This window comes from Sciscionella marina DSM 45152 (assembly GCF_000379465.1).
In the GTDB taxonomy this organism is placed as follows: Bacteria; Actinomycetota; Actinomycetes; order Mycobacteriales; family Pseudonocardiaceae; genus Sciscionella; species Sciscionella marina.
The window spans coordinates 78,940-96,633 of the sequence record NZ_KB905458.1; the positions used below are offsets into that span (position 1 = coordinate 78,940).

Here is a 17,694-nt window from a genome sequence, read left to right on the forward strand (position 1 = left end):
ACAGGCTAACCTCCCCCGTCATGGGTAGCTCAACGACGAGCGGAGAGCGGCCGAACTTCCTCATCGAGAAGCGCAGCATCGAGTTCATCCCGCATGAGCTGCGGCACGGCAAGCCATCGGATCTGATGTTCGTGTGGTTCGGCGCGAACATGGAACTGCCGGTGGTCGCCGCGGGCGCGACCACCGTGGCCGGTGGGCTGAGCCTCGGCTGGGCCGTGGTGGCGATCCTGATCGGGGTGCTGTTCGGCACGCTGCTGATGGCCAGCCATTCCGCCCAGGGACCGCATCTCGGGCTGCCGCAGATGATCCAGAGCCGCGCCCAGTTCGGTTACTACGGGGCGGCGATCCCGCTCGTGTTCGTCGTGGTGATGTACCTGGGTTTCTACGCGGCCGGGGTGGTGCTCGGCGCGCAGGCGCTGACCGCGGTGTTCGGCCTGCCGCTGCCCGTATCGATCGTGCTGCTTTCCGCGCTGAGCCTGCTGGTCGCGATCTTCGGCTACAACGCGATCCACAAACTCGAGAAGTACCTGACCTATCTGGTCGCCGCGGTCTTCCTGGTGCTCTCGATACTGCTGATCTTCGTGGACGACCACCCGGTCGGCGCCGGAAAAACCGGGGCCGGATTCGCGCTCGGGCCGTTCCTGCTCGCGGTCTCGGTCACCGCGACCTCGCAGCTCGGCTTCGCCCCGTACGTGGCCGACTATTCGCGCTATCTCCCCGGGAAGACCTCGATCTCCAGCGTGTTCTGGTACACCTACACCGGAGTCGGGGTCAGCGGGGTCTGGCTGATGACGCTCGGTGCCGCGCTGCAGCAGCGGTTCGCGGGCGGTCCGGTGGAGGCCATCGGCACGATCGCGGGCCACGCCGGGCACTGGTTCGCCGTGGTCACCTACCTGACCCTGGCGATCGGGGTGCTCAGCATCAACGCGCTGAACATCTACGGCGGCTACATGGCCTCGCTGTCCTTCGTCACCACCTTCCTGCGCCGGTGGAAGGGCGGACTGGCGTTGCGGCTCGCCTTCCTGATCCCGGTGGCCGCGCTGGCCACCTACATGGGTTTCCTCTATATGGACAACCTGCTGAACGCCTTCCGGACCTTCCTGGTCCTGGTGCTCACCCTGATGATCCCGTGGACGGCGATCAACCTCGTCGACTACTACGCGGTGCGCAAAGGGCGTTATGACGTGCACCAGATGCACGATCCGAAGGGGATCTACGGCCGGATCAACGTGCCCGGCATGATCTCCTACTTCGTCGGGTTCGCGGTGCAGATCCCGTTCATGAACAACGATGTGTACACCGGGCCGATCGCGGATGCCTTGCACGGCGGGGATATTTCCTGGGTGATCGGCGCGATCGTGGCGGGGGCGATCTATCCGGTACTGATGCGCGGCCGGGTCAGCGGGGAGGTGGAATGCGAGCCGAGATCGCCGTCCTCGGTGCGGGCGTCTGCGGACTGACCGCCGCGATCGCCTTACAGGACAAGGGTTTTCGAGTCACCGTGCTCAGCGCCGAGGAACCGGAGCGGACCACGTCGGCCGTGGCGGGCGCGACCTGGTTCCCGTACAAAGTGGACCCGCCGGAGCGGGTCAACCACTGGGCGCGGGTGAGCAGGGCGGTGTTCGAGGAACTGCGCACCGAGCCGGAATCGGGTGTGTTGCTCCGCGAGTGTCACCAGTTGTGGCGTGACCCGGTGACCCGCGAACCCTGGTGGGCCGATGCGGTGGGCACGCTCGGCAGGCTGCCCCGGACCGAACTGCCGCCCGGTTTCGTGGACAGCTACGTGTTCGACCAGCCGGTGATCGACATGCGCCGGTACCTGCCCTATCTGCGCGAGCGATTCGGTGCGGTGCAACGGATCCGGGTGAATTCGCTGGCCGAGGCGAGCGAACACGGTGAGGTGCTGGTCAACTGTTCCGGTCTCGCCGCCGGAAGACTCGCCGGAGACATGGGCATGTACCCGATCCGAGGGCAGGTGGTCCGGGTGCGCAATCCGGGCATCGAGCGGGTGCTCGCGGACTTCGACAACCCGGAAGGCGAGGCCTACATCATTCCACAGCCGGACAGCTGCATTCTCGGCGGCACAACGGATTCCGCGGAATGGAGCCTCGCCGGAGGCGCCGCGGAGGCGGACCGGATCGTGGCCAGATGCGCCGGGCTGGATCCGCGAATCGCCGAAGCCGAACGGCTCGAATCCCGGATCGGCCTGCGCCCCGCGCGCGCCGGCGGGGTTCGCCTGGAATCAAAACGGCTCGCGAACAGCAGGCTGTGCGTGCACAACTACGGACACGGCGGTGCAGGCGTCACCCTTTCCTGGGGCTGCGCCGAGGAAATCGCGGAGGTACTGCAATCATGAACATCACCGGACTCGGCGAGGTCCGCCCCGCCCACTGCCTCGAACCGGATGCGCTGGCGCGCGTCGGGGAAGCCGAACCACGCGCCTTCACCGAGGCGGAGTACGCCGAACGGGTCGAGCGGACCCGCGCCGGGCTTGCCGAACTCGGCGCGGACGCGATCCTGGTGTTCCGCCCGTCCAGTGTGGACTATCTGAGCGGGTACTTTTCCGCGGAAACCGCACCGCAGCCGCTGTTGGTCACCGCGGACGCATGCTATCTCTACGTGCTGGACCTGGAGATCGGGCGCGCGGTGGCCAGTTCGGTCGGCGCGGACATCCTCTACTGCGACTATTCCACGATGCACCGGGCACTCGAAGCGATCTGCGGGCACGTCGCCCGGGTGCTGCCGGAAACCCGGCGGCTCGCCATCGACACGAGCGCGCCGAACACCCCGCCGATTGCGCTCGAGGCACTGCGCGCCGCCGGAGTGTCCATTGTGGAGGCCGACAATCTCGTCGAGCGCCAGCGACTCGTGCTCTCCCCCGCCGAACTCGACCATGTGCGCGCCGCGGCGGAGATCACCCAGCGCGGGGTGGACGCGGCGGTGGCCGCGGCCCGCGAACCGGGCGTCCTGGACAACGAGGTCGGTGCGGCGATCAGCGAGGCGCTGCTGCGCGATGCCGACTCGAAATCCGCGTGGGGACCGGTCGTGGCGACCGGGCCGCGCGGCGGGATCGCGCACTCCACCTGGCGCGGCACCCCGCTGGCGGAGGTCACCTTCATCGAGTTCGCCGGGACCCATCGCCGCTACCACGCCCCGGTGATGCGCACCCTGTGCCGCGGCGAACCGCCGGAGAAGGCGCGCAGGCTCGAATCCCTCGCCGGTACCGCGGTCGCCGCCGTGCTCGATGCCGCGCGCCCCGGCGTTCCCTGCGCCCAGGTCGCCGAACACGCGCTGCGCGAGCTCGGCCCGCTGCGCGATGACGAGGTGTTCCACCACATGTTCGGCTACCCGATCGGGATCGCGCACCCGCCGCACTGGATGGACGGCGCGCCGTTCTACCTCACCACCGCGAACGAGCAGCCACTGCAGGCGGGCATGGTGTTCCACATTCCCGCCTCGTTCCGCTCGTTCGGTGTCATGGGTGTCGGGCTGAGCCAGACCTTCACCGTCACCGAGAACGGTGCCTGTGCCTTAACTCACGGATCTCCGGAACTCATCCCGATCTAGGGTTTCCCGCATGACGTGGTGGCATGGCGTGCTGATCGCGCTCGCCGGAGTCTGGGCGGGCACGATCAATACCGTCGTCGGCTCGGGAACCCTGGTCACGTTCCCGGTTCTGGTGGCGCTCGGCTATCCGCCGCTGACCGCGACCACCTCCAATGCCATCGGACTGATCACTGGGAGCATCACCGGCGCCTATGGGTACCGGCACGAACTGACCGGGCAGCGTGATCGCCTGCTGCGCTACGGGATCGCCTCGTTCTTCGGCGCCATCGGCGGAACCGCGCTGCTGCTTTCCCTTCCCCAGGACGCGTTCGAGTCCGTGGTTCCGGTGCTCGTCGGGATCGCCGTGCTGCTGGTGATCGTCCAGCCCAAGGTCTCCGCCATGGTGCGCAAGCGAAGGGGCGGCGAGGACACCGGGCATTCCGGGCCACTGCTGTATTTCCTCGTCTTCCTCATCGGTATCTACGGCGGCTACTTCACCGCGGCCCAGGGCATCATGCTGGTCGGGGTGATGGGCCTGCTGCTGCACGATCCGCTGCAACGACTCAACGCCTTCAAGAACGTGCTCTCCGCGATCGTGAACCTGGTCGCGGGCGTCATCTACGCGTTCATCGCGCCGATCAGCTGGCCGGTGGTGGGAATCCTCGCGGTGAGCTCGATCCTCGGCGGCCTGCTCGGCGCGAAGATCGGCCGCAAGCTCTCCCCGATCGTGCTGCGCTCGGTGATCGTGATCATCGGAATCGCGGCGATCGTGCGCCTGCTGCTGTAGCCACGCGTTACCCTGGCCGGGTGACTTTCCCACTGCCGTCGCCAGGGACCACGCCGCCGACCGCGCTGACCATCGCCGGTTCCGATTCCGGCGGTGCGGCCGGTCTGCAGTCGGATCTGCGGACGTTTCTCGCCTGCGGGGTGCACGGCCTGGTCGCGGTGACCGCGGTGACCGTGCAGAACACCCTCGGGGTGCACGGGCGCCACGACGTCCCGGCCGCGACGGTGGCCGCGCAGATCGAGGCGGTGGCCGCCGATATGGGGGTCGGTGCGGCGAAAACGGGCATGCTCGCCTCCGCCCCGATCATCGAGGCGGTCGCCGATGCCTGTGCACGTCTGGGGATCGGGGACCGCATTCCGTTCGTCGTCGATCCGGTCGCCGCCTCCATGACCGGTGAAGCCCTGTTCGACACGGCCGGGCAGCGCGCACTCATCGATCGCTTGCTGCCGCGCGCCACGGTGCTGACCCCGAATCTGGACGAGGTGCGGCTGCTCACCGGCCTCCGGGTGCGGGACCGGGAGGGAATGCACGAAGCGGCGCGGATCCTGCACGATATGGGTCCGCGGTGGGTGCTGGTCAAAAGCGGGCACCTGGAAGCCGACCCGGAATGCGTCGATCTGCTCTACGACGGCACCAGCTTCACCGAACTGCCCGGCCCTCGGTTCGGCACCACCCACACGCACGGCGCGGGCGATGCGATGGCCTCGGCGCTGACCGCGGGGCTCGCGCACGGCATGCCGATGAGCGAGGCGGCCCGCGCGGCCAAATGGTTCGTCACCGAATCCGTGCGCGCCGCCTACCCCATCGGCGCGAAAGTCGGGCCGGTTTCAGTGTTCTGGCGCCTCCAGGACGGCGGCGACACTCGTCCTTAGCGTTGCCATCGCCTCGGTGCGCGACTGCGAACCGTAGAGCAGACGCATCGCGAGCCCGTCCGAGACCGCGAACAGTGCCGAGGCCGCGGCCGCGGGCAGCCCGGTGAACGCGATCAGCTCCTCGAGTACGTCGCGGTCCAGTTCGCGCAGCCGCGCGGCGATCCGCTCCTCGTGCGCGGCGCGCAGCGCGAATTCGTGCAGCACAAGGGCATCCAGCCGACTCTGCTCGTCGAGGGGCAGGGTCGCCGCGACCAGTGCGGTGACCGTCTCCGCCCGGTCCGCCCCGCGCGGGACCGCCGCGATCCGGTCACCCGAGCGCTCGCAGTAGAGCTCGAACGCGGCGGTGAGCAGTTCCTCCTTGGTGGCGAAGTACTTCTGCACCGCACCGGGGGATCGTCCCGCGGCCGCGGCCACGGTGCGCACGCTCACCGCCTCGATCCCCTGTTCGGCGAGCACCCGCAGCAAGGCGAGCGCGATGTCCCTGCGGACCGCATCCCGGTCGACAATCTTCGGCACGATGTTTAAGATACACTCGTATCTAAAAGGAGGGAACATGCGGGCTTCGGATGCGGAACGGGAGGCCGTCGCGGGGCGGCTCGCCGACGCGATGGGCGAAGGGCGCCTCGATCTCGCCGAGTACGAACACCGGCTGGATCGGGCGAATCAGGCGGTCACCACCGATGAACTCGACGCGCTGCACGGCGATCTGCCGCGCAGCCGCGCCGAACTCGACCGCGAGGAACGCCATGCCTGGCGCGCGGAGTGGAGCTACTTCCTCGGCGGATCGGTGCTGCTGACCGCGATCTGGGGCGGGATCTGCCTGGCGCACGGGGAACTGCGGTCCTTCTGGCCGGGGATCCCGATCGGCATCTGGGCGCTGATCCTGATCAGCTACCTGTTCTGGCCGGAAAAGCAATGATCTACCGGCGCGCCACCAGGAACCGGTTGGCGCGCGCCAGCGTCCCGCCGTCCTCCGGGAGTGGACGGTCGTAGCGCTGCTCCAGTTCTGCCGCGCCCGTTTCGGTGGTCGCCCAGCCGGCCCAGCGCAGCCACTCCCCCGGATCGCGGCGTGGTTCCGTGCTGAACAGTCCCTGCAGGTCGACCCCGAGCGCCTGGGCGGTGTCCACCACGAAGGAATCCTCGAACATCGCGGTGAAGTCCCCGTCGTGCACCTGCACCGCGAGCGCGCTACCCGGGGCGGAGAGCGCGTGGATCCGGTCGAACAGCTCTTCCTCGGCACGTCCCGGCAGATAGGGCAGCAGGCCTTCGGCGAGCCACACCGAGGGCTCGTCCGGATCGAACCCGGACTCGCGCAGCGCGGAAACCCAGTCATCGCGCAGATCGGTGGGCACCGCGGTGCGGGCGCAGGCCGGTTCGGCGCCTTCGGCGTCCAGCACCTGCTGCTTGAACTCGAGCACCTTCGGCTGGTCGACCTCGAACACCCGGCAGTTCGGCGGAAGGGCGAGCCGGTGGGCGCGCACATCCAGCCCGGCAGCGAGGATCACCAGCTGGCTCGGCTTGGCCTCGAGCACGACATCATCGAGGAATCGGGTGCGCAGCGCCATGTGCGTGGCCATCTGTCCCCAGACCGGGCCGTCCGCGTCGTCCGGCCGGGTCGGCAACGGTTCGGGCGGGTTCGCCGCGTGCACGAACTGCTCCGCGAACGAATCCTTCACCAGCGGTGTCGCGCCGTTCGCCTCCAGTGCGCGCCCGGCAGCGACCGCGAGCGCGGTCAGCCCGACGCTGGAGACGATGTCCCACTGCTGGTATTCGACCGTCATACCCACACCTCCACACCGGCTGATACTTGCTTAGTGGTACTAACCAAGTATTAGCACGGCGTAGCCGGGCGGGTACATAAAGCATCCCCGCTGCGGGTGCGTGAGCTCGATCTCAGTCGTACTCAGTCGTCGGAGATCAGGGTCTCGAGCGAATTCAGGGCCTCGAACAGGGTCTGGCGTTGTGCCTGGTCGAGCCGGCCAAGCCGGCGGTGCAGCTCCTGCATGCGCGAGGACCGCATCTCCATGATCATTGCCCGGCCGAGCTCGGTCGGCGCGACCAGCGAGGCGCGGCCGTCGGCGGGATCGGGTTCCCGCGCCACATAACCCTTGTCCACCAAGGCGGCGATCATCCGCGAGAGGGTCGGCGCGGCCACACCTTCCTTGGCCGCGAGGTCGCCGAGCCGCATGGCGTCCGAGACGACGAGCGTGGCCAGGGCCGAAACGGCGCCGTGGCCGAGACCGTGCATGTCCCCGCGCCTGCGCAGGGACCGGGACAGCCGTGCGACGACGAGGTACAGCCGCTTGGTGGCATCGTCGCTCGTCGGGTCCTCCGAAGCCGAGGAACTCGATAGTTGTCCAGTCGTCATAGCCCGCATCCTCTCTGCGTTGTGCAGGCAACGAGCGAACCATGTCCGATGTTCCGCGTTTGTCAGGGTCGCCGTATCAGGGCTCGGGCACTCCAGGGCTGGAGGCCTGCGCCCAGAACCGTTTCGGGATGCGCCCAGCGCAGTGCGCATGCCTGCCCGCGAGCACGGCGTGCCGCATCGCGGTGGCCATCCCCTCCGGATCGCTCGCCCTGGTGACGGCGGTGGCGAGCAGGACACCGGCGCAACCGAGCTCCATGGCCAGCGCGGCATCGGACGCGGTCCCGATCCCGGCGTCCAGGATGACCGGCACCTGCGCGCGCGCCACGATCAGCTCGATGTTGTGCGGGTTGTTGATGCCCAGGCCGGTGCCGATGGGTGAACCGGCGGGCATCACGGCGGCACAACCGGCCTGTTCCAGGCGCAGCGCGAGCACCGGATCGTCATTGGTGTACGCGAGCACGGTGAACCCGTCCTCGACGAGCTGTTCGGCCGCTTCGAGCAGTTCCACCGGTTCGGGAAGCAGGGTCTGCTCATCGGCGACGACTTCGAGTTTGACCCAGCCGGTCTCCAGCGCCTCCCTGGCCAGCCGCGCGGTGAGCACGGCCTCGGCGGCACTACGACAGCCCGCGGTGTTCGGCAACGGGGCGATGTCGTTGCGCCGCAACAGGTCGAGCACGCCCGTCCCGTTCTCGGCGTCCATCCTGCGCATGGCCACCGTGGTCAGTTCGGTCTCCGAGGCGAGCAGAGCCCGTTCGAGCACGGCGAGATTTCCCGCTCCCCCGGTTCCGGTGATCAGTCGCGAGCCGAACTTGGTGCCCGCGATCACGAGCGCGTCATCCACCTTGCACCGCCGTGAGAATCTCGATCTTCGCGCCCTCGGTGAGCATGGTTTCCGACCACTGCCCGCGCGCGACGACCCGCCCGTCCACGGCGACGGCGACCCCGCGCTCCGGGGTGCCGAGCGCGTCGAGCAGTTCGGTCAGCGCGCCCTCGCGCAGTTCGTGTACCTGACCGTTCGCGGTGACTTTCATACCAACTCCTTCAGGAACAACTCGGTGATCCGGTCCGCGGTGAGCGGGGCGAGCAGCAGACCGTTGCGGTGGTGCCCGGCGGCGGCGATGACCCCGTCGGAGAGCGCGCCGAGCACGGGCGCGTTGTCCACGCTTCCCGCGCGCACCCCGGCGGAGACCTCGGTGAGCTCATAGTCCGCGAGGCTCGGCGCCAGGGTCTCGGCGTCGGCGATCAGGTCACGCACCCCGCCGAGCGCGGGCGCGGTGTCGAACCCCGCCTCGTACTGCGTTGCCCCCAGCACGATCTCCCCGTCTGCCCGCGGCACCAGGTAGACCGGCCGCCCGTGCACGATGCCGCGCACGGTTTTCCCTTGCGGGGGAAGCGAACCGCGGCGAGCGCGCAGTCGCAGCACCTCGCCCTTGATCGGCCGCACCGATTCGGCGAGTTCCGGATGCAGTCGTGCGCTCCACGCCCCCGCGGCGAGCACCACCGCATCGGCCTCGAACACCTCGCCCTGTTCGGTGCGCACCCGGTGGGCCCCGATCTCGGCCACCCGCTCCGGGATGTGCACCGCCCCGCGTTCGGTCGCGGCGGCGAGCAGTCCGCGCAGCAGCGCACGGTTGTCCACGGCGAGATCACCCGGCATGTGCAGCCCGCCGCGCACCGCGGGCCCGAGCAGGGGTTCCATCCGCCGCAACCGGGAACCGGTCAGCTTCTCCACCGGGTGCCCGAGGTGGTCGAGGTACCCGGCGAGGGTGTCGAGCACTTCCCGGTCGGCGGTGTCCACCCCGGTGAGCAGGGTTCCCTCGGTGCGCAGCAGCGGATCGTGCCCGTCCGCGGCGAGTTCGGCGGCGAACCGCGGCCACCGCTCGATCGAGGCGAGCCCGAGCCGCAGCGCCTCCTCGTCGCCCGGCCAGGCCTCAGCGATCGGGGCGAGCATGCCGCCCGCCACCCAGGAGGCCGAGCCGTGCGGATCCGGATCCAGGATGGTGACCCGATGACCCGCGCGGGCCGTGCGCCACGCGATCGACAGCCCGATCACGCCCGCGCCGACCACGATGATTTCCCGTTGCGACCGCATTCCCACGCTCCCTGCGCCGGCATTATCCGGATCAGGTTCGACGGTCGGGACCGGCTCAGGTCCCCTCTCAGCCGGTCACCCCGGCTCCCGTGCGAACACCACAACCTTACTCCCCCGCGCCGGTGTCGCCCGCATGCCGAGCGACATCCCCGAGCACGTTGTCACCCCGCGGATCCGTTCGGCGACCGAATGTGTTTCGTGGATGCGGACACCGTCCACCGGGGCGCCCGTTAGGGTCGACACCATGCCTGGATTCGATGGGGAGCAACGCAGACAGCGCCTCGACCGCGCACGGCTCTATCTGTGCACGGACGCCCGCGGCGAGCAGGGGGACCTCGCGGAGTTCGCCGATGCGGTGCTCTCCGGCGGGGTGGACATCCTGCAGTTGCGGGACAAGACCGGGGGTGCGCCGCTCGAAGCCGCGGCGGAACTGGCCGCGCTCGAAGTACTCGCCGAGGCGTGTGCCCGGCACGGTGCGCTGCTCGCGGTGAACGACCGGGCCGACATCGCCCGGTTCGCCGGTGCGGATGTGCTGCATCTCGGCCAGGACGATCTGCCCGTCGAACTTGCCAGGGACATCGTCGGCGAAGATGTGCTTATCGGGCGCTCCACGCATTCCACCGCGCAGGCACGGGCCGCCGAGGCACAGGCCGGGGTGGACTACTTCTGCGCCGGACCGTGCTGGCCGACCCCGACCAAGCCCGGTCGCCCCGCCCCCGGGCTCGACCTGGTGCGCGGAGTCGCCGAGCTCGCGACCGAACGGCCCTGGTTCGCGATCGGCGGGATCGACGCCGAACGCCTGGACGAGGTACTCGACGCGGGTGCCTCGCGCGTCGTCGTGGTGCGCGCGCTCACCGAGGCCGAGGATCCACAGTGGGCGGCGGCCGAACTGGTCAGCCGGCTCCCGGCGTAGCCTCCGGGGCATTCTTGCCCTGGGCGTTCTCGCCTTGGGGGTTCTGATACTGCTGCTGGCCGTTCTGCCCGGTCGGCTGCTCGTTACCACCGGTCTCGCGGGTCTGCTCGGTGGTCGTCGTGGTTTCCCGCGTGGTGGTCGTGGTGGTCCCGGTCTCCTCGGTCCCGTTCTCGCTGCCGCTGGTGTCCTTGTCCTGATCGGCCGGCGACTGGTCCTTGTTCTTGGCCGAGGTGTCCCCGCTGACCAGCCTGCCGAAGGAGGTACCGCCCTGTCCTCCGGACAGCGGTCCGCCGGAAAGCAGTTCGATCGCGCTAACCCCGCCGACACCGATCACGAAGATCAGCACGAACATGCCGATCAGCAGCTTGAGGTGCCTCCGCCACCAGGGTGTTCCCGATTGGGCCTGCGGCTCGGCCGGTGGCCGGTGCCCGGTCGGCACACCCTGCGTCCGCTGTTGCTGGGTCGGCTGCTGCGCCGGGCCGTTCGGTCCCATGTACCGGGTGCGCTGCTCGTGCAGCGGGGTGGCGAGGTTCGCGATCTGCTCGGTCGGGTCCACCGGACGGTAGGCGCGGGCCGTGGTGGCCCGCCCCGGGTTGTTCTGCTGCAGCGGCGAGGTGCGCGGCTGTTGCTGCGGTGGCTGCGGACCCTGCTGAGTGCGCTGCGCCTGCTGAGGCTGTTGCGCCTGCCGGGTCCCCGGGGACTGCGCATTCGGAGGCTGGGCGGCCGAAGGCTGGGCACGCAGGGCTCCCGTATTGCGCGCCGCCTTCTTTGCCGCTTCCGTCGTCTTCTCCGCGCCGCGCTGGAAAAGTGCCGCGCCGACGGTGGAGATCACGCTCGCCACTCCGGCGCCGATGACCGTCCCGGAGAATCCGAAGAAGGAACCGAGCACGGCGGAGGCGACCGCCGCGAGGGCATACGCCAGCACCTGCACGGGCCTGACGCCAAGCCCCTTGCCTTCCTCGGAATCCTTACTCACTTCGTCCCCGCCGATGAATTGTGATCTCGAACAGTTAGCGCCGAAAGCCCCCTCGGTGTTACAAGGCTAGCACGAACGTGGCCGAGCACACGCCCATCTGTCCACAATGGACACTCAGGATAAGATCGGTGTTATGAAACTCGTTGACAGCACGTCGATCGCGGCCGCGGCAGACCGGATCGCCGGTTCCGTGGTGCGCACCCCACTGCTCCCCTCGTTCCTCGGCGAGGCTGACCGCGAACTATTGCTGAAACCCGAAAATCTCCAGCCGATCGGCGCGTTCAAACTGCGCGGCGCGGTCAATGCGATCCGCTCGCTCGACCGGCCGAATGGAGTAGTCGCGTACTCCAGCGGAAACCACGCCCAGGCGGTCGCCTACGCCGCGAAGCTCGCCGGGCTGCCCGCGGTGATCGTGATCGAGGAGACCGCGCCCGCCCGCAAGATCGAGGCGACCCGGAGCCACGGGGCCGAGGTGGTGCTCACCGACCCCGAGGAACGGGAGAGCACCGCGCACCGGCTCGCCGCCGAACGCGAATACCCGCTCATCGCCCCGTTCGACGATCCCGCGGTGATCGCCGGGCAGGGCACCATCGGCAGCGAGATCGCCGAGGACGCGCCGGACATCGCCGCGGTACTGGTGCCGATCAGCGGTGGCGGGCTCGCCTCGGGCATCGCGGCCGCGATCAAGGCGCACCGCCCGAAGGCGCTGGTCTACGGGGTGGAACCGGAACTGGCCGCGGACACCAGGGAATCCCTGGAAGCGGGCGTGATCCGCGAATGGTCGCGTGCCGAACGGGGCCGCACCATCGCCGACGGGCTGCGCAGCACCCCCTCCGAGCTCACCTTCGCGCACCTGCGCGCACACCTGGACGGCGTGCTCACGGTGACCGAGGAACAGATCACCGGCACCGTCCGGCGGCTCGCACTCGAGGCGCGGCTGATCGCCGAACCGAGCGGTGCCGTGGCCCCGGCCGCCTTCCTGCACCACGGCGCCGCGCTGCCGCAGGGCCGGATCGCCGCGGTCGTCTCCGGCGGGAACATCAACCCGGTCCTGCTCGGCCGGCTGCTCACGGACACGCACGCTCGGTGAACCGGAACCGGAACCGAGCGTACGAGGCGGGAGACCATTAACCTGGCAGCGTGACCGAACCAGGGGCGCTCATGCGCGCGGAGATCGCAGAACAGCCGGCCGTACTCGACGGCATCGTCGCCAACCACGGGGCCATCGCCGAGGCGGGCGCACGGATCGCGGCACACAAGCCACGGTTCGTGCTGCTGGCCGCCCGCGGTTCCTCGGATCACGCGGCGCTGTACGCGAAGTACCTGATCGAAACGCTGGTCCAGCTGCCGGTCGGGCTCGTCTCGCCGTCCACGACGACCATCTACGGCGCCCGGCCGGATCTGACCGACGTCGTGCTGATCACCGCGAGCCAGAGCGGCGGCTCCCCCGACCTGCTCGAGGTCACCGAGACCGCCAAGGCCGCGGGCGCGCTCACCGTCGCGGTGACCAACACTCCGGACTCCACGCTGCACGAGACGGCGGAGCTCGCGGTGGACATGGGCGCGGGCACCGAACGCGCGGTGGCCGCGACCAAGAGCTACACCGCGACCCTGCTCGCCCTGTACCTGCTCATCGACGCCTGGCGCGGTGGCAGGGCCGAGCACGCCAGGGAGATCGGCTCGCTCGCGACCGGCGCGCTGCAGGTGCCGGTCGCCGAGGCCGCGGACCGGTACCGGTTCGCCGACCGGCTGATCGCCTGCGGCCGCGGTTACTCGCTGGCCAGCGCGCACGAGGCGGGCCTGAAGCTCGCCGAGACCGCCTACCTGGCGACCCGTTCCTACAGCGGGGCGGACCTGCTGCACGGTCCGGTGGCCGCGGTGGACCGCCAGACCCCGGTGCTGGCGATCACCAGCGCGGGCAAGGGCGGCGCGGCCATGGGCCCGGTACTGGACACGGTGCGAGCCGCGGGCGCGGACCTGCTCACCGTCGGCTCGGCGGAGAACGCGAACCTGCGCACCCCGGAGTGCGCCGAGGAGCTCGCCCCCGTGCTGGAGATCATCCCGGTGCAGCAGATCGCCCTCGAACTCGCGCTGGCCCGCGGCGGCGATCCGGACAACCCGCGCGGCCTGCACAAGGTCACCGAGACCCGATGAATCCGCTCGTAGTCGGCATCGACGCCGGCGGCACCTCGACAAGGGCCAAGCTCGGCAGCCTGGACGGAGCCGTGCTCGGCAACGCGCGCGGGGAGGGCTCGAACCCCAACTCGTACCCGCCGGAGGTGGCCGCGGGCCGGATCGCCGATACGGTGCGCGCCGCGCTCGCCGAGCACGATCCCGGCCAGGTCGGCGCCGCGGTACTCGGACTGGCCGGGGACTCCAAACTGGTGGATCCGGAGATCGCCGCGATCTTCGAGAAAGCCTGGCGCAGCACCGGGATCGACTGCGAACTGACCGTGCTCTCCGATGTGGAGATCGCCTTCGCCTCGGCGACCGGCGCCCCTTCCGGTACCGCGCTCGTCGCGGGCACCGGTTCGATCGCGGTCGGCGTGCGCGAACACCGCAAGGTCCGGCTCGCCGGTGGCTACGGCTGGCTGCTCGGTGACGAGGGCTCGGGGTTCTGGCTCGGCCGCGAGGCGATCCGGGCCTGCCTGGACACGCTGTTGCGGGACGATGGCGAGCTCGGACCGCTCGCCCGCGCGGTCTACGAGCAGGCGGTCGGCCCGCTCACCCTGGAACACGGCTTCGACCGGCGGCGCGCCCAGTCCAGCGAGGTGATCACCGCGGCCAATGCCGATTCGCCGATCCGGGTCGCCCGGTTCGCCCCGCTGGTCAGCGAGGCCGCGCTCGCCGGGGACGAGTCCGCGATCCGGATCCTGGACGCCGCGGTCGAGCACCTGGTCCGGCTGGCCATGACCGCACGCGGCACGGACACCGGGCCGGTGGTGCTCACCGGCGGGCTGATCGGTCCCGGTGGCCCGCTCACCGACCGGTTGCGCGCCCGCCTCGAAGCGGTGACCGGGACCGAACCGCTCGGTTCCGGGGACGGCGGGGACGGTGCCGCCTGGCTCGCCGCGAAACTGCTGGACGACTCCGCGCCTCACCCGGTGACCGGGTGACGGATCCCGGGATGCTCGCGCGGCAGCACCCGCTGGAACACCAGCCAGGAAAGGGCGAGGCAGACCACCTGTACCGGCCAGGAAAGGGCCAGCCGCGCGATCCCGAGCGCGACCGTCTCATCGGCGAGCCACAGCGGCACGTAGACCGCGATGCGCAGTAGGTACTGGGCGACCCACACCAGGCTGGCGAGGCAATAGGCGCGCACCAGCGCGGGATCCTTACGCCAGCGGGTCTTCTGGCCGAGCACCACGCCGACGATGATCCCCAGAAACGGCCAGCGCACCACGATGCTGGCCAGCCAGGCGAGCGCCGATGCGGCGTTGGAGAGCAACTGGAGCAGGAAGAAATCCGCGGCGCGCCCGGTGTGCAGCGCGATCAGGGCGGCGATCACCACGAGCGCGACACTCACGATGACCGCGCGCGGTTTCTCCTTGCGGATCAGCCGGAGAACGGCGATCACCAGGGCGAGCCCGATCGCCGAAGCCGCGCCGATCTCGATGGACTGGCAGCTCGCGAGCCATCCGATGACGAACCCGACCGGTGGCAGGCTCGCGTCGATCGCAGCGGTTCGCCCCCCGAGCAGGCTCGCGAACGATTCCCGCCGCTGCTCAGTCTTAGAGCACATCTGAGAACTCCATGTCCTGCTGCGCTGCAACGTTGGCGAAGTACCTTCGCATGCCAGCGCGGCGATCTGCCGCGTCGTCCTCAATCACCGCAGAAACCCACTGCGGCTCATTCGTCCGCCGCTGTCTCGGGTGCGGGTGTCCCGCAGGACACCCGCATCCACGCTGACTCCCGCTCGCGACGGACGAGAGTCCTCAGACGCACTCTTGTCCACCTACTTAGTGTCCCCTAACTCGCCCCGTTGGCACCAATACGCGAAAATCACACCGAGAAGGCGCATACTTCCATCATGCACAAGGCTCTTGCAGGGGCCGATCGCGCCGGTATCTGGCTGTTGCGCGGAAGTAGCGCCCTGCTCCTGGTGTTTCTGATACTGCAGGGAGTAACCGCGGGAGTCGTGCTCGGTGGCTCGAGCGCTGCGATCGCCCTGCACAGCCTCGGCGCCTACTTCGTCCATGCCACGGCACTGCTGGCCACCCTCAGCGCGCTCTGGCTGTGGCGCCGCGGCCGGCTGCTCTGGCCGGCCGTGCTCGGCGCGGTGGTGCTCGTCCTGACCTTCGTCCAGGCGACCCTCGGGGACGCGGATGTGATGGCCGCGCATGTCCCGGTCGCCCTGTTGCTCGTCGGGCTGACCGTGACCCTGCTCGTGCACGCGTGCCAGATCACTACGCAGCGCACACATTTTCGGTAACGCCGACCCGCGGATTCACCGATACAACCTACGGCATGGTAACTGACGGTGGCGTAGCCATCGGCCGATAAGGCATGCTCGCCTTGATCATGGCAGGCGCTCGGGGAGGTGTACGCATATGCGGTGGCGCAGTTTCATGGCGCTCGGCGACAGCTTCACGGAGGGCCTGGACGATCCCGCTGACGACGGTGGTTTCCGCGGCTGGGCCGATCGGCTCGCCGAACTGCTCGCCGCCGTCCAGCCCGGGCTGACCTACGCGAACCTCGCCGTGCGCGGCAAGGTCATGAACGACATCGTCACCGAGCAGCTGCCCATCGCGCTCGCCGAACGACCGGATCTGGTGACCCTGTGTGCCGGCGGCAACGATCTGATCGTGCCCGGCTGCGATATCGACGCGCTCGCGGGCCGGTTCGAAGACATGGTCGCCCGGCTCACCGAGAGCGGGGCGGATGTGGTCGTGTTCAACGGTCCCGATCCCAAGCACATGCCGCTGATGCGCACCGTGCGCGGCAAGGTCGCGCTGTACAACAGCCACCTGTGGTCCATCGCGGGCCGCTACGGCGCGACCGCGATCGATCTGTGGGGGATGCGGGTGCTCGGCGATTCCCGCGCCTGGGCCGATGACCGGCTGCATTTCACCCCGGAAGGGCACCGCAGGATCGCGCTGCGGGTGGCCACGGCCCTCGGGGTGCCTACCGGGCAGGAGTGGAACGCCCCGTGGCCGGAGCAGGCCCCGCTCGACTGGTTCCGCTCCCGGCGCAAGGACCTCGACTGGATGCGCACCTACATGCTGCCCTGGGCGCGCCGCCAGCTGACCGGGCGCTCGATGGGCGACGGGGTCACCGCGAAGCGGCCAAGCCTCGCCCCGATCGAGGTCGAGTCCCGGGAACACGGGCTCGCCTGATGGGCTGGGGTGCGGCCGAACGCGAGGACGCGCGGGCGAAACTGGTCGAGCTCGCCGAACGGCTGCCCGGGACCGAACCCGCGCACGGGCACGGGCACACCGGATTCCTGGTACGTGGCAAGCGGATCGCGTGGTTTCTCGTGGACCATCACGGCGATGGCAGGCTCGCGCTCTGGGTGAAGGCGCCGCCCGGTGAACAGGAAGCGCTCGTCGGTACCGATCCGGTGCGCTACTTCGTGCCCGCCTATCTCGGCGCGCGCGGCTGGATCGGCGTGGACCTGTATGCCGCTTCCCCGGACTGGGACGAGATCGCCGGGCTGCTCGAACAGGCCTGGCGGATGACCGCGACCAAGGCGGCGATCCGGGCCTTCGACGCCGCGCCCTAGTCTCGGCCGTGGTTGGCGACCGTCCCGGAATCAGCGTCCAGCGCGTCGAGGATCGCGTCGCCGTTCGCCTTCGCCCACTCGGTCAGCGCGTGAATCGGCCCGGTCAGCGTCGCGCCGAGCGGGGTGAGCTCGTATTCCACGCGGGGCGGCGCTGAAGCATGAGCGTGGCGGCGGACGAGCCCGTGCGCTTCGAGCCGCCGGAGCGTCTGGGTGAGCATCTTGCGCGAGATGCCGCCGATCGCCTCGACGAGCTCGCCATGGCGCACCGGGCCCTTGCTGAGACCGGCGAGCACGACCACCGTCCACTTGTCGGCGATCAGCTCGACCGCCAGCCGCGCCGGACAATCGGCGAGAAAAGGGTCCCCGGGACCGAATCCGCTCACGATTCCAAGGTACCTGCCGGTACCTATCGGAAACC

The 17,694-nt window shown here is 69.6% G+C and carries 22 protein-coding genes and 1 riboswitch; of the genes, 13 read left to right on the forward strand and 9 right to left on the reverse strand.

What is annotated here, in order from left to right:
• Positions 1 to 20: 20 nt before the first annotated feature.
• From A37U_RS0139505 to thiD, 5 genes are read left to right on the forward strand one after another with little or no spacing between them, the layout of a single operon-like run.
• Positions 21 to 1,460: a purine-cytosine permease family protein gene (locus A37U_RS0139505; RefSeq protein ID WP_020502176.1), complete on the forward strand. Its 1,440-nt coding sequence runs from the start codon at positions 21 to 23 to the stop codon at positions 1,458 to 1,460.
• A complete protein-coding gene (locus tag A37U_RS0139510; RefSeq protein WP_020502177.1) occupies positions 1,415 to 2,356 on the forward strand; it encodes an FAD-dependent oxidoreductase in 942 nt (313 codons plus the stop codon). The genes A37U_RS0139505 and A37U_RS0139510 overlap by 46 nt, the downstream gene beginning before the upstream one ends.
• Positions 2,353 to 3,567 (forward strand): M24 family metallopeptidase, encoded by a 1,215-nt coding sequence (locus A37U_RS0139515; RefSeq protein WP_020502178.1) that lies wholly within the window; start codon positions 2,353 to 2,355, stop codon positions 3,565 to 3,567. The genes A37U_RS0139510 and A37U_RS0139515 overlap by 4 nt, the downstream gene beginning before the upstream one ends.
• 10 nt (positions 3,568 to 3,577) lie before the next feature.
• Positions 3,578 to 4,333 carry a sulfite exporter TauE/SafE family protein gene (locus tag A37U_RS0139520; RefSeq protein ID WP_020502179.1) on the forward strand — a complete coding sequence of 252 codons (756 nt, stop codon included), beginning with the start codon at positions 3,578 to 3,580 and terminating at the stop codon, positions 4,331 to 4,333.
• A gap of 20 nt (positions 4,334 to 4,353) precedes the next feature.
• Positions 4,354 to 5,205, forward strand: coding sequence for a bifunctional hydroxymethylpyrimidine kinase/phosphomethylpyrimidine kinase (gene thiD, locus A37U_RS0139525; RefSeq protein WP_020502180.1), 852 nt, complete (start codon positions 4,354 to 4,356; stop codon positions 5,203 to 5,205).
• Here the strand turns inward: thiD and A37U_RS0139530 are convergent.
• Positions 5,161 to 5,721, reverse strand: a complete 561-nt coding sequence (locus tag A37U_RS0139530; protein WP_020502181.1) for a TetR/AcrR family transcriptional regulator — start codon at positions 5,719 to 5,721, stop codon at positions 5,161 to 5,163. The genes thiD and A37U_RS0139530 overlap by 45 nt on opposite strands.
• A gap of 37 nt (positions 5,722 to 5,758) precedes the next feature.
• Here A37U_RS0139530 and A37U_RS0139535 point away from each other — a divergent pair, with 37 nt between their 5' ends.
• Positions 5,759 to 6,124, forward strand: a complete 366-nt coding sequence (locus A37U_RS0139535) for a DUF1707 SHOCT-like domain-containing protein (RefSeq protein WP_020502182.1) — start codon at positions 5,759 to 5,761, stop codon at positions 6,122 to 6,124.
• A gap of 1 nt (position 6,125) precedes the next feature.
• Here the strand turns inward: A37U_RS0139535 and A37U_RS0139540 are convergent, their stop codons facing one another.
• From A37U_RS0139540 to thiO, 5 genes are all read right to left on the reverse strand, one after another.
• Entirely contained in the window at positions 6,126 to 6,986 is an 861-nt protein-coding gene (locus tag A37U_RS0139540; protein WP_020502183.1) for an SAM-dependent methyltransferase, read from the reverse strand.
• Positions 6,987 to 7,108: 122 nt separating this feature from the next.
• Positions 7,109 to 7,573 (reverse strand): MarR family winged helix-turn-helix transcriptional regulator, encoded by a 465-nt coding sequence (locus A37U_RS0139545; RefSeq protein ID WP_020502184.1) that lies wholly within the window; start codon positions 7,571 to 7,573, stop codon positions 7,109 to 7,111.
• Between the two features lie 76 nt (positions 7,574 to 7,649).
• On the reverse strand, positions 7,650 to 8,414 hold the full coding sequence (gene thiG, locus A37U_RS0139550; protein WP_020502185.1) for a thiazole synthase: 765 nt from the start codon (positions 8,412 to 8,414) through the stop codon (positions 7,650 to 7,652).
• The gene (thiS, locus tag A37U_RS0139555) at positions 8,407 to 8,604 is read right to left on the reverse strand and encodes a sulfur carrier protein ThiS (RefSeq protein ID WP_020502186.1); all 198 of its coding nucleotides are present in this window, start codon (positions 8,602 to 8,604) and stop codon (positions 8,407 to 8,409) included. The genes thiG and thiS overlap by 8 nt, the downstream gene beginning before the upstream one ends.
• On the reverse strand, positions 8,601 to 9,665 hold the full coding sequence (gene thiO, locus A37U_RS0139560) for a glycine oxidase ThiO (RefSeq protein ID WP_020502187.1): 1,065 nt from the start codon (positions 9,663 to 9,665) through the stop codon (positions 8,601 to 8,603). Before thiO ends, thiS begins: the two co-directional genes overlap by 4 nt.
• Positions 9,657 to 9,766: riboswitch (TPP riboswitch) on the reverse strand. It overlaps the preceding gene by 9 nt.
• Before the next feature lie 143 nt (positions 9,767 to 9,909).
• On the opposite strand from thiO, the gene thiE reads away from it, so the two are divergent.
• Positions 9,910 to 10,578 carry a thiamine phosphate synthase gene (thiE, locus tag A37U_RS0139570; RefSeq protein ID WP_020502189.1) on the forward strand — a complete coding sequence of 223 codons (669 nt, stop codon included), beginning with the start codon at positions 9,910 to 9,912 and terminating at the stop codon, positions 10,576 to 10,578.
• On the opposite strand, the gene A37U_RS0139575 is transcribed toward thiE, so the two are convergent.
• On the reverse strand, positions 10,559 to 11,554 hold the full coding sequence (locus tag A37U_RS0139575) for a hypothetical protein (RefSeq protein ID WP_157183325.1): 996 nt from the start codon (positions 11,552 to 11,554) through the stop codon (positions 10,559 to 10,561). The genes thiE and A37U_RS0139575 overlap by 20 nt on opposite strands.
• 133 nt (positions 11,555 to 11,687) lie before the next feature.
• Between A37U_RS0139575 and A37U_RS0139580 the strand changes: the two genes are divergently transcribed.
• The 3 genes from A37U_RS0139580 (at position 11,688) to A37U_RS0139590 (ending at position 14,670) form a co-directional block, all read left to right on the forward strand.
• The gene (locus tag A37U_RS0139580) at positions 11,688 to 12,644 is read left to right on the forward strand and encodes a threonine ammonia-lyase (RefSeq protein ID WP_020502191.1); all 957 of its coding nucleotides are present in this window, start codon (positions 11,688 to 11,690) and stop codon (positions 12,642 to 12,644) included.
• Positions 12,645 to 12,715: 71 nt separating this feature from the next.
• Positions 12,716 to 13,708 (forward strand): SIS domain-containing protein, encoded by a 993-nt coding sequence (locus A37U_RS0139585; protein ID WP_020502192.1) that lies wholly within the window; start codon positions 12,716 to 12,718, stop codon positions 13,706 to 13,708.
• Positions 13,705 to 14,670: an N-acetylglucosamine kinase gene (locus A37U_RS0139590; protein ID WP_020502193.1), complete on the forward strand. Its 966-nt coding sequence runs from the start codon at positions 13,705 to 13,707 to the stop codon at positions 14,668 to 14,670. Before A37U_RS0139585 ends, A37U_RS0139590 begins: the two co-directional genes overlap by 4 nt.
• Here the strand turns inward: A37U_RS0139590 and A37U_RS0139595 are convergent.
• Complete coding sequence (locus tag A37U_RS0139595) at positions 14,652 to 15,296, reverse strand: DUF3159 domain-containing protein (RefSeq protein WP_020502194.1); 645 nt, start codon at positions 15,294 to 15,296, stop codon at positions 14,652 to 14,654. The genes A37U_RS0139590 and A37U_RS0139595 overlap by 19 nt on opposite strands.
• A 288-nt stretch (positions 15,297 to 15,584) precedes the next feature.
• Here A37U_RS0139595 and A37U_RS47655 point away from each other — a divergent pair, with 288 nt between their 5' ends.
• The 3 genes from A37U_RS47655 to A37U_RS0139615 all read left to right on the forward strand — a co-directional run bounded on the left by A37U_RS47655 (position 15,585) and on the right by A37U_RS0139615 (position 17,276).
• Positions 15,585 to 15,986: a hypothetical protein gene (locus A37U_RS47655; RefSeq protein ID WP_020502196.1), complete on the forward strand. Its 402-nt coding sequence runs from the start codon at positions 15,585 to 15,587 to the stop codon at positions 15,984 to 15,986.
• Positions 15,987 to 16,104: 118 nt separating this feature from the next.
• The gene (locus A37U_RS47660; protein WP_020502197.1) at positions 16,105 to 16,890 is read left to right on the forward strand and encodes an SGNH/GDSL hydrolase family protein; all 786 of its coding nucleotides are present in this window, start codon (positions 16,105 to 16,107) and stop codon (positions 16,888 to 16,890) included.
• A complete protein-coding gene (locus A37U_RS0139615; protein ID WP_020502198.1) occupies positions 16,890 to 17,276 on the forward strand; it encodes an MmcQ/YjbR family DNA-binding protein in 387 nt (128 codons plus the stop codon). Before A37U_RS47660 ends, A37U_RS0139615 begins: the two co-directional genes overlap by 1 nt.
• Here A37U_RS0139615 and A37U_RS0139620 read toward each other — a convergent pair.
• On the reverse strand, positions 17,273 to 17,659 hold the full coding sequence (locus A37U_RS0139620) for a winged helix-turn-helix transcriptional regulator (protein ID WP_020502199.1): 387 nt from the start codon (positions 17,657 to 17,659) through the stop codon (positions 17,273 to 17,275). The genes A37U_RS0139615 and A37U_RS0139620 overlap by 4 nt on opposite strands.
• Positions 17,660 to 17,694 lie beyond the last annotated feature (35 nt).

Excerpts from the sequence above, each read along its gene's own strand:
- A37U_RS0139505 (WP_020502176.1), top strand. The coding sequence starts at position 21 with ATGGGTAGCTCAACGACGAGCGGAGAGCGGCCGAACTTCCTCATCGAG.
- A37U_RS0139510 (WP_020502177.1), top strand. The coding sequence starts at position 1,415 with ATGCGAGCCGAGATCGCCGTCCTCGGTGCGGGCGTCTGCGGACTGACC.
- A37U_RS0139515 (WP_020502178.1), top strand. The coding sequence starts at position 2,353 with ATGAACATCACCGGACTCGGCGAGGTCCGCCCCGCCCACTGCCTCGAA.
- A37U_RS0139520 (WP_020502179.1), top strand. The coding sequence starts at position 3,578 with ATGACGTGGTGGCATGGCGTGCTGATCGCGCTCGCCGGAGTCTGGGCG.
- A37U_RS0139535 (WP_020502182.1), top strand. The coding sequence starts at position 5,759 with ATGCGGGCTTCGGATGCGGAACGGGAGGCCGTCGCGGGGCGGCTCGCC.
- A37U_RS0139540 (WP_020502183.1), bottom strand. The coding sequence starts at position 6,986 with ATGACGGTCGAATACCAGCAGTGGGACATCGTCTCCAGCGTCGGGCTG.
- A37U_RS0139545 (WP_020502184.1), bottom strand. The coding sequence starts at position 7,573 with ATGACGACTGGACAACTATCGAGTTCCTCGGCTTCGGAGGACCCGACG.
- thiS (WP_020502186.1), bottom strand. The coding sequence starts at position 8,604 with ATGAAAGTCACCGCGAACGGTCAGGTACACGAACTGCGCGAGGGCGCG.
- thiO (WP_020502187.1), bottom strand. The coding sequence starts at position 9,665 with ATGCGGTCGCAACGGGAAATCATCGTGGTCGGCGCGGGCGTGATCGGG.
- thiE (WP_020502189.1), top strand. The coding sequence starts at position 9,910 with ATGCCTGGATTCGATGGGGAGCAACGCAGACAGCGCCTCGACCGCGCA.
- A37U_RS0139580 (WP_020502191.1), top strand. The coding sequence starts at position 11,688 with ATGAAACTCGTTGACAGCACGTCGATCGCGGCCGCGGCAGACCGGATC.
- A37U_RS0139585 (WP_020502192.1), top strand. The coding sequence starts at position 12,716 with ATGCGCGCGGAGATCGCAGAACAGCCGGCCGTACTCGACGGCATCGTC.
- A37U_RS0139590 (WP_020502193.1), top strand. The coding sequence starts at position 13,705 with ATGAATCCGCTCGTAGTCGGCATCGACGCCGGCGGCACCTCGACAAGG.
- A37U_RS0139595 (WP_020502194.1), bottom strand. The coding sequence starts at position 15,296 with ATGTGCTCTAAGACTGAGCAGCGGCGGGAATCGTTCGCGAGCCTGCTC.
- A37U_RS47655 (WP_020502196.1), top strand. The coding sequence starts at position 15,585 with ATGCACAAGGCTCTTGCAGGGGCCGATCGCGCCGGTATCTGGCTGTTG.
- A37U_RS47660 (WP_020502197.1), top strand. The coding sequence starts at position 16,105 with ATGCGGTGGCGCAGTTTCATGGCGCTCGGCGACAGCTTCACGGAGGGC.
- A37U_RS0139615 (WP_020502198.1), top strand. The coding sequence starts at position 16,890 with ATGGGCTGGGGTGCGGCCGAACGCGAGGACGCGCGGGCGAAACTGGTC.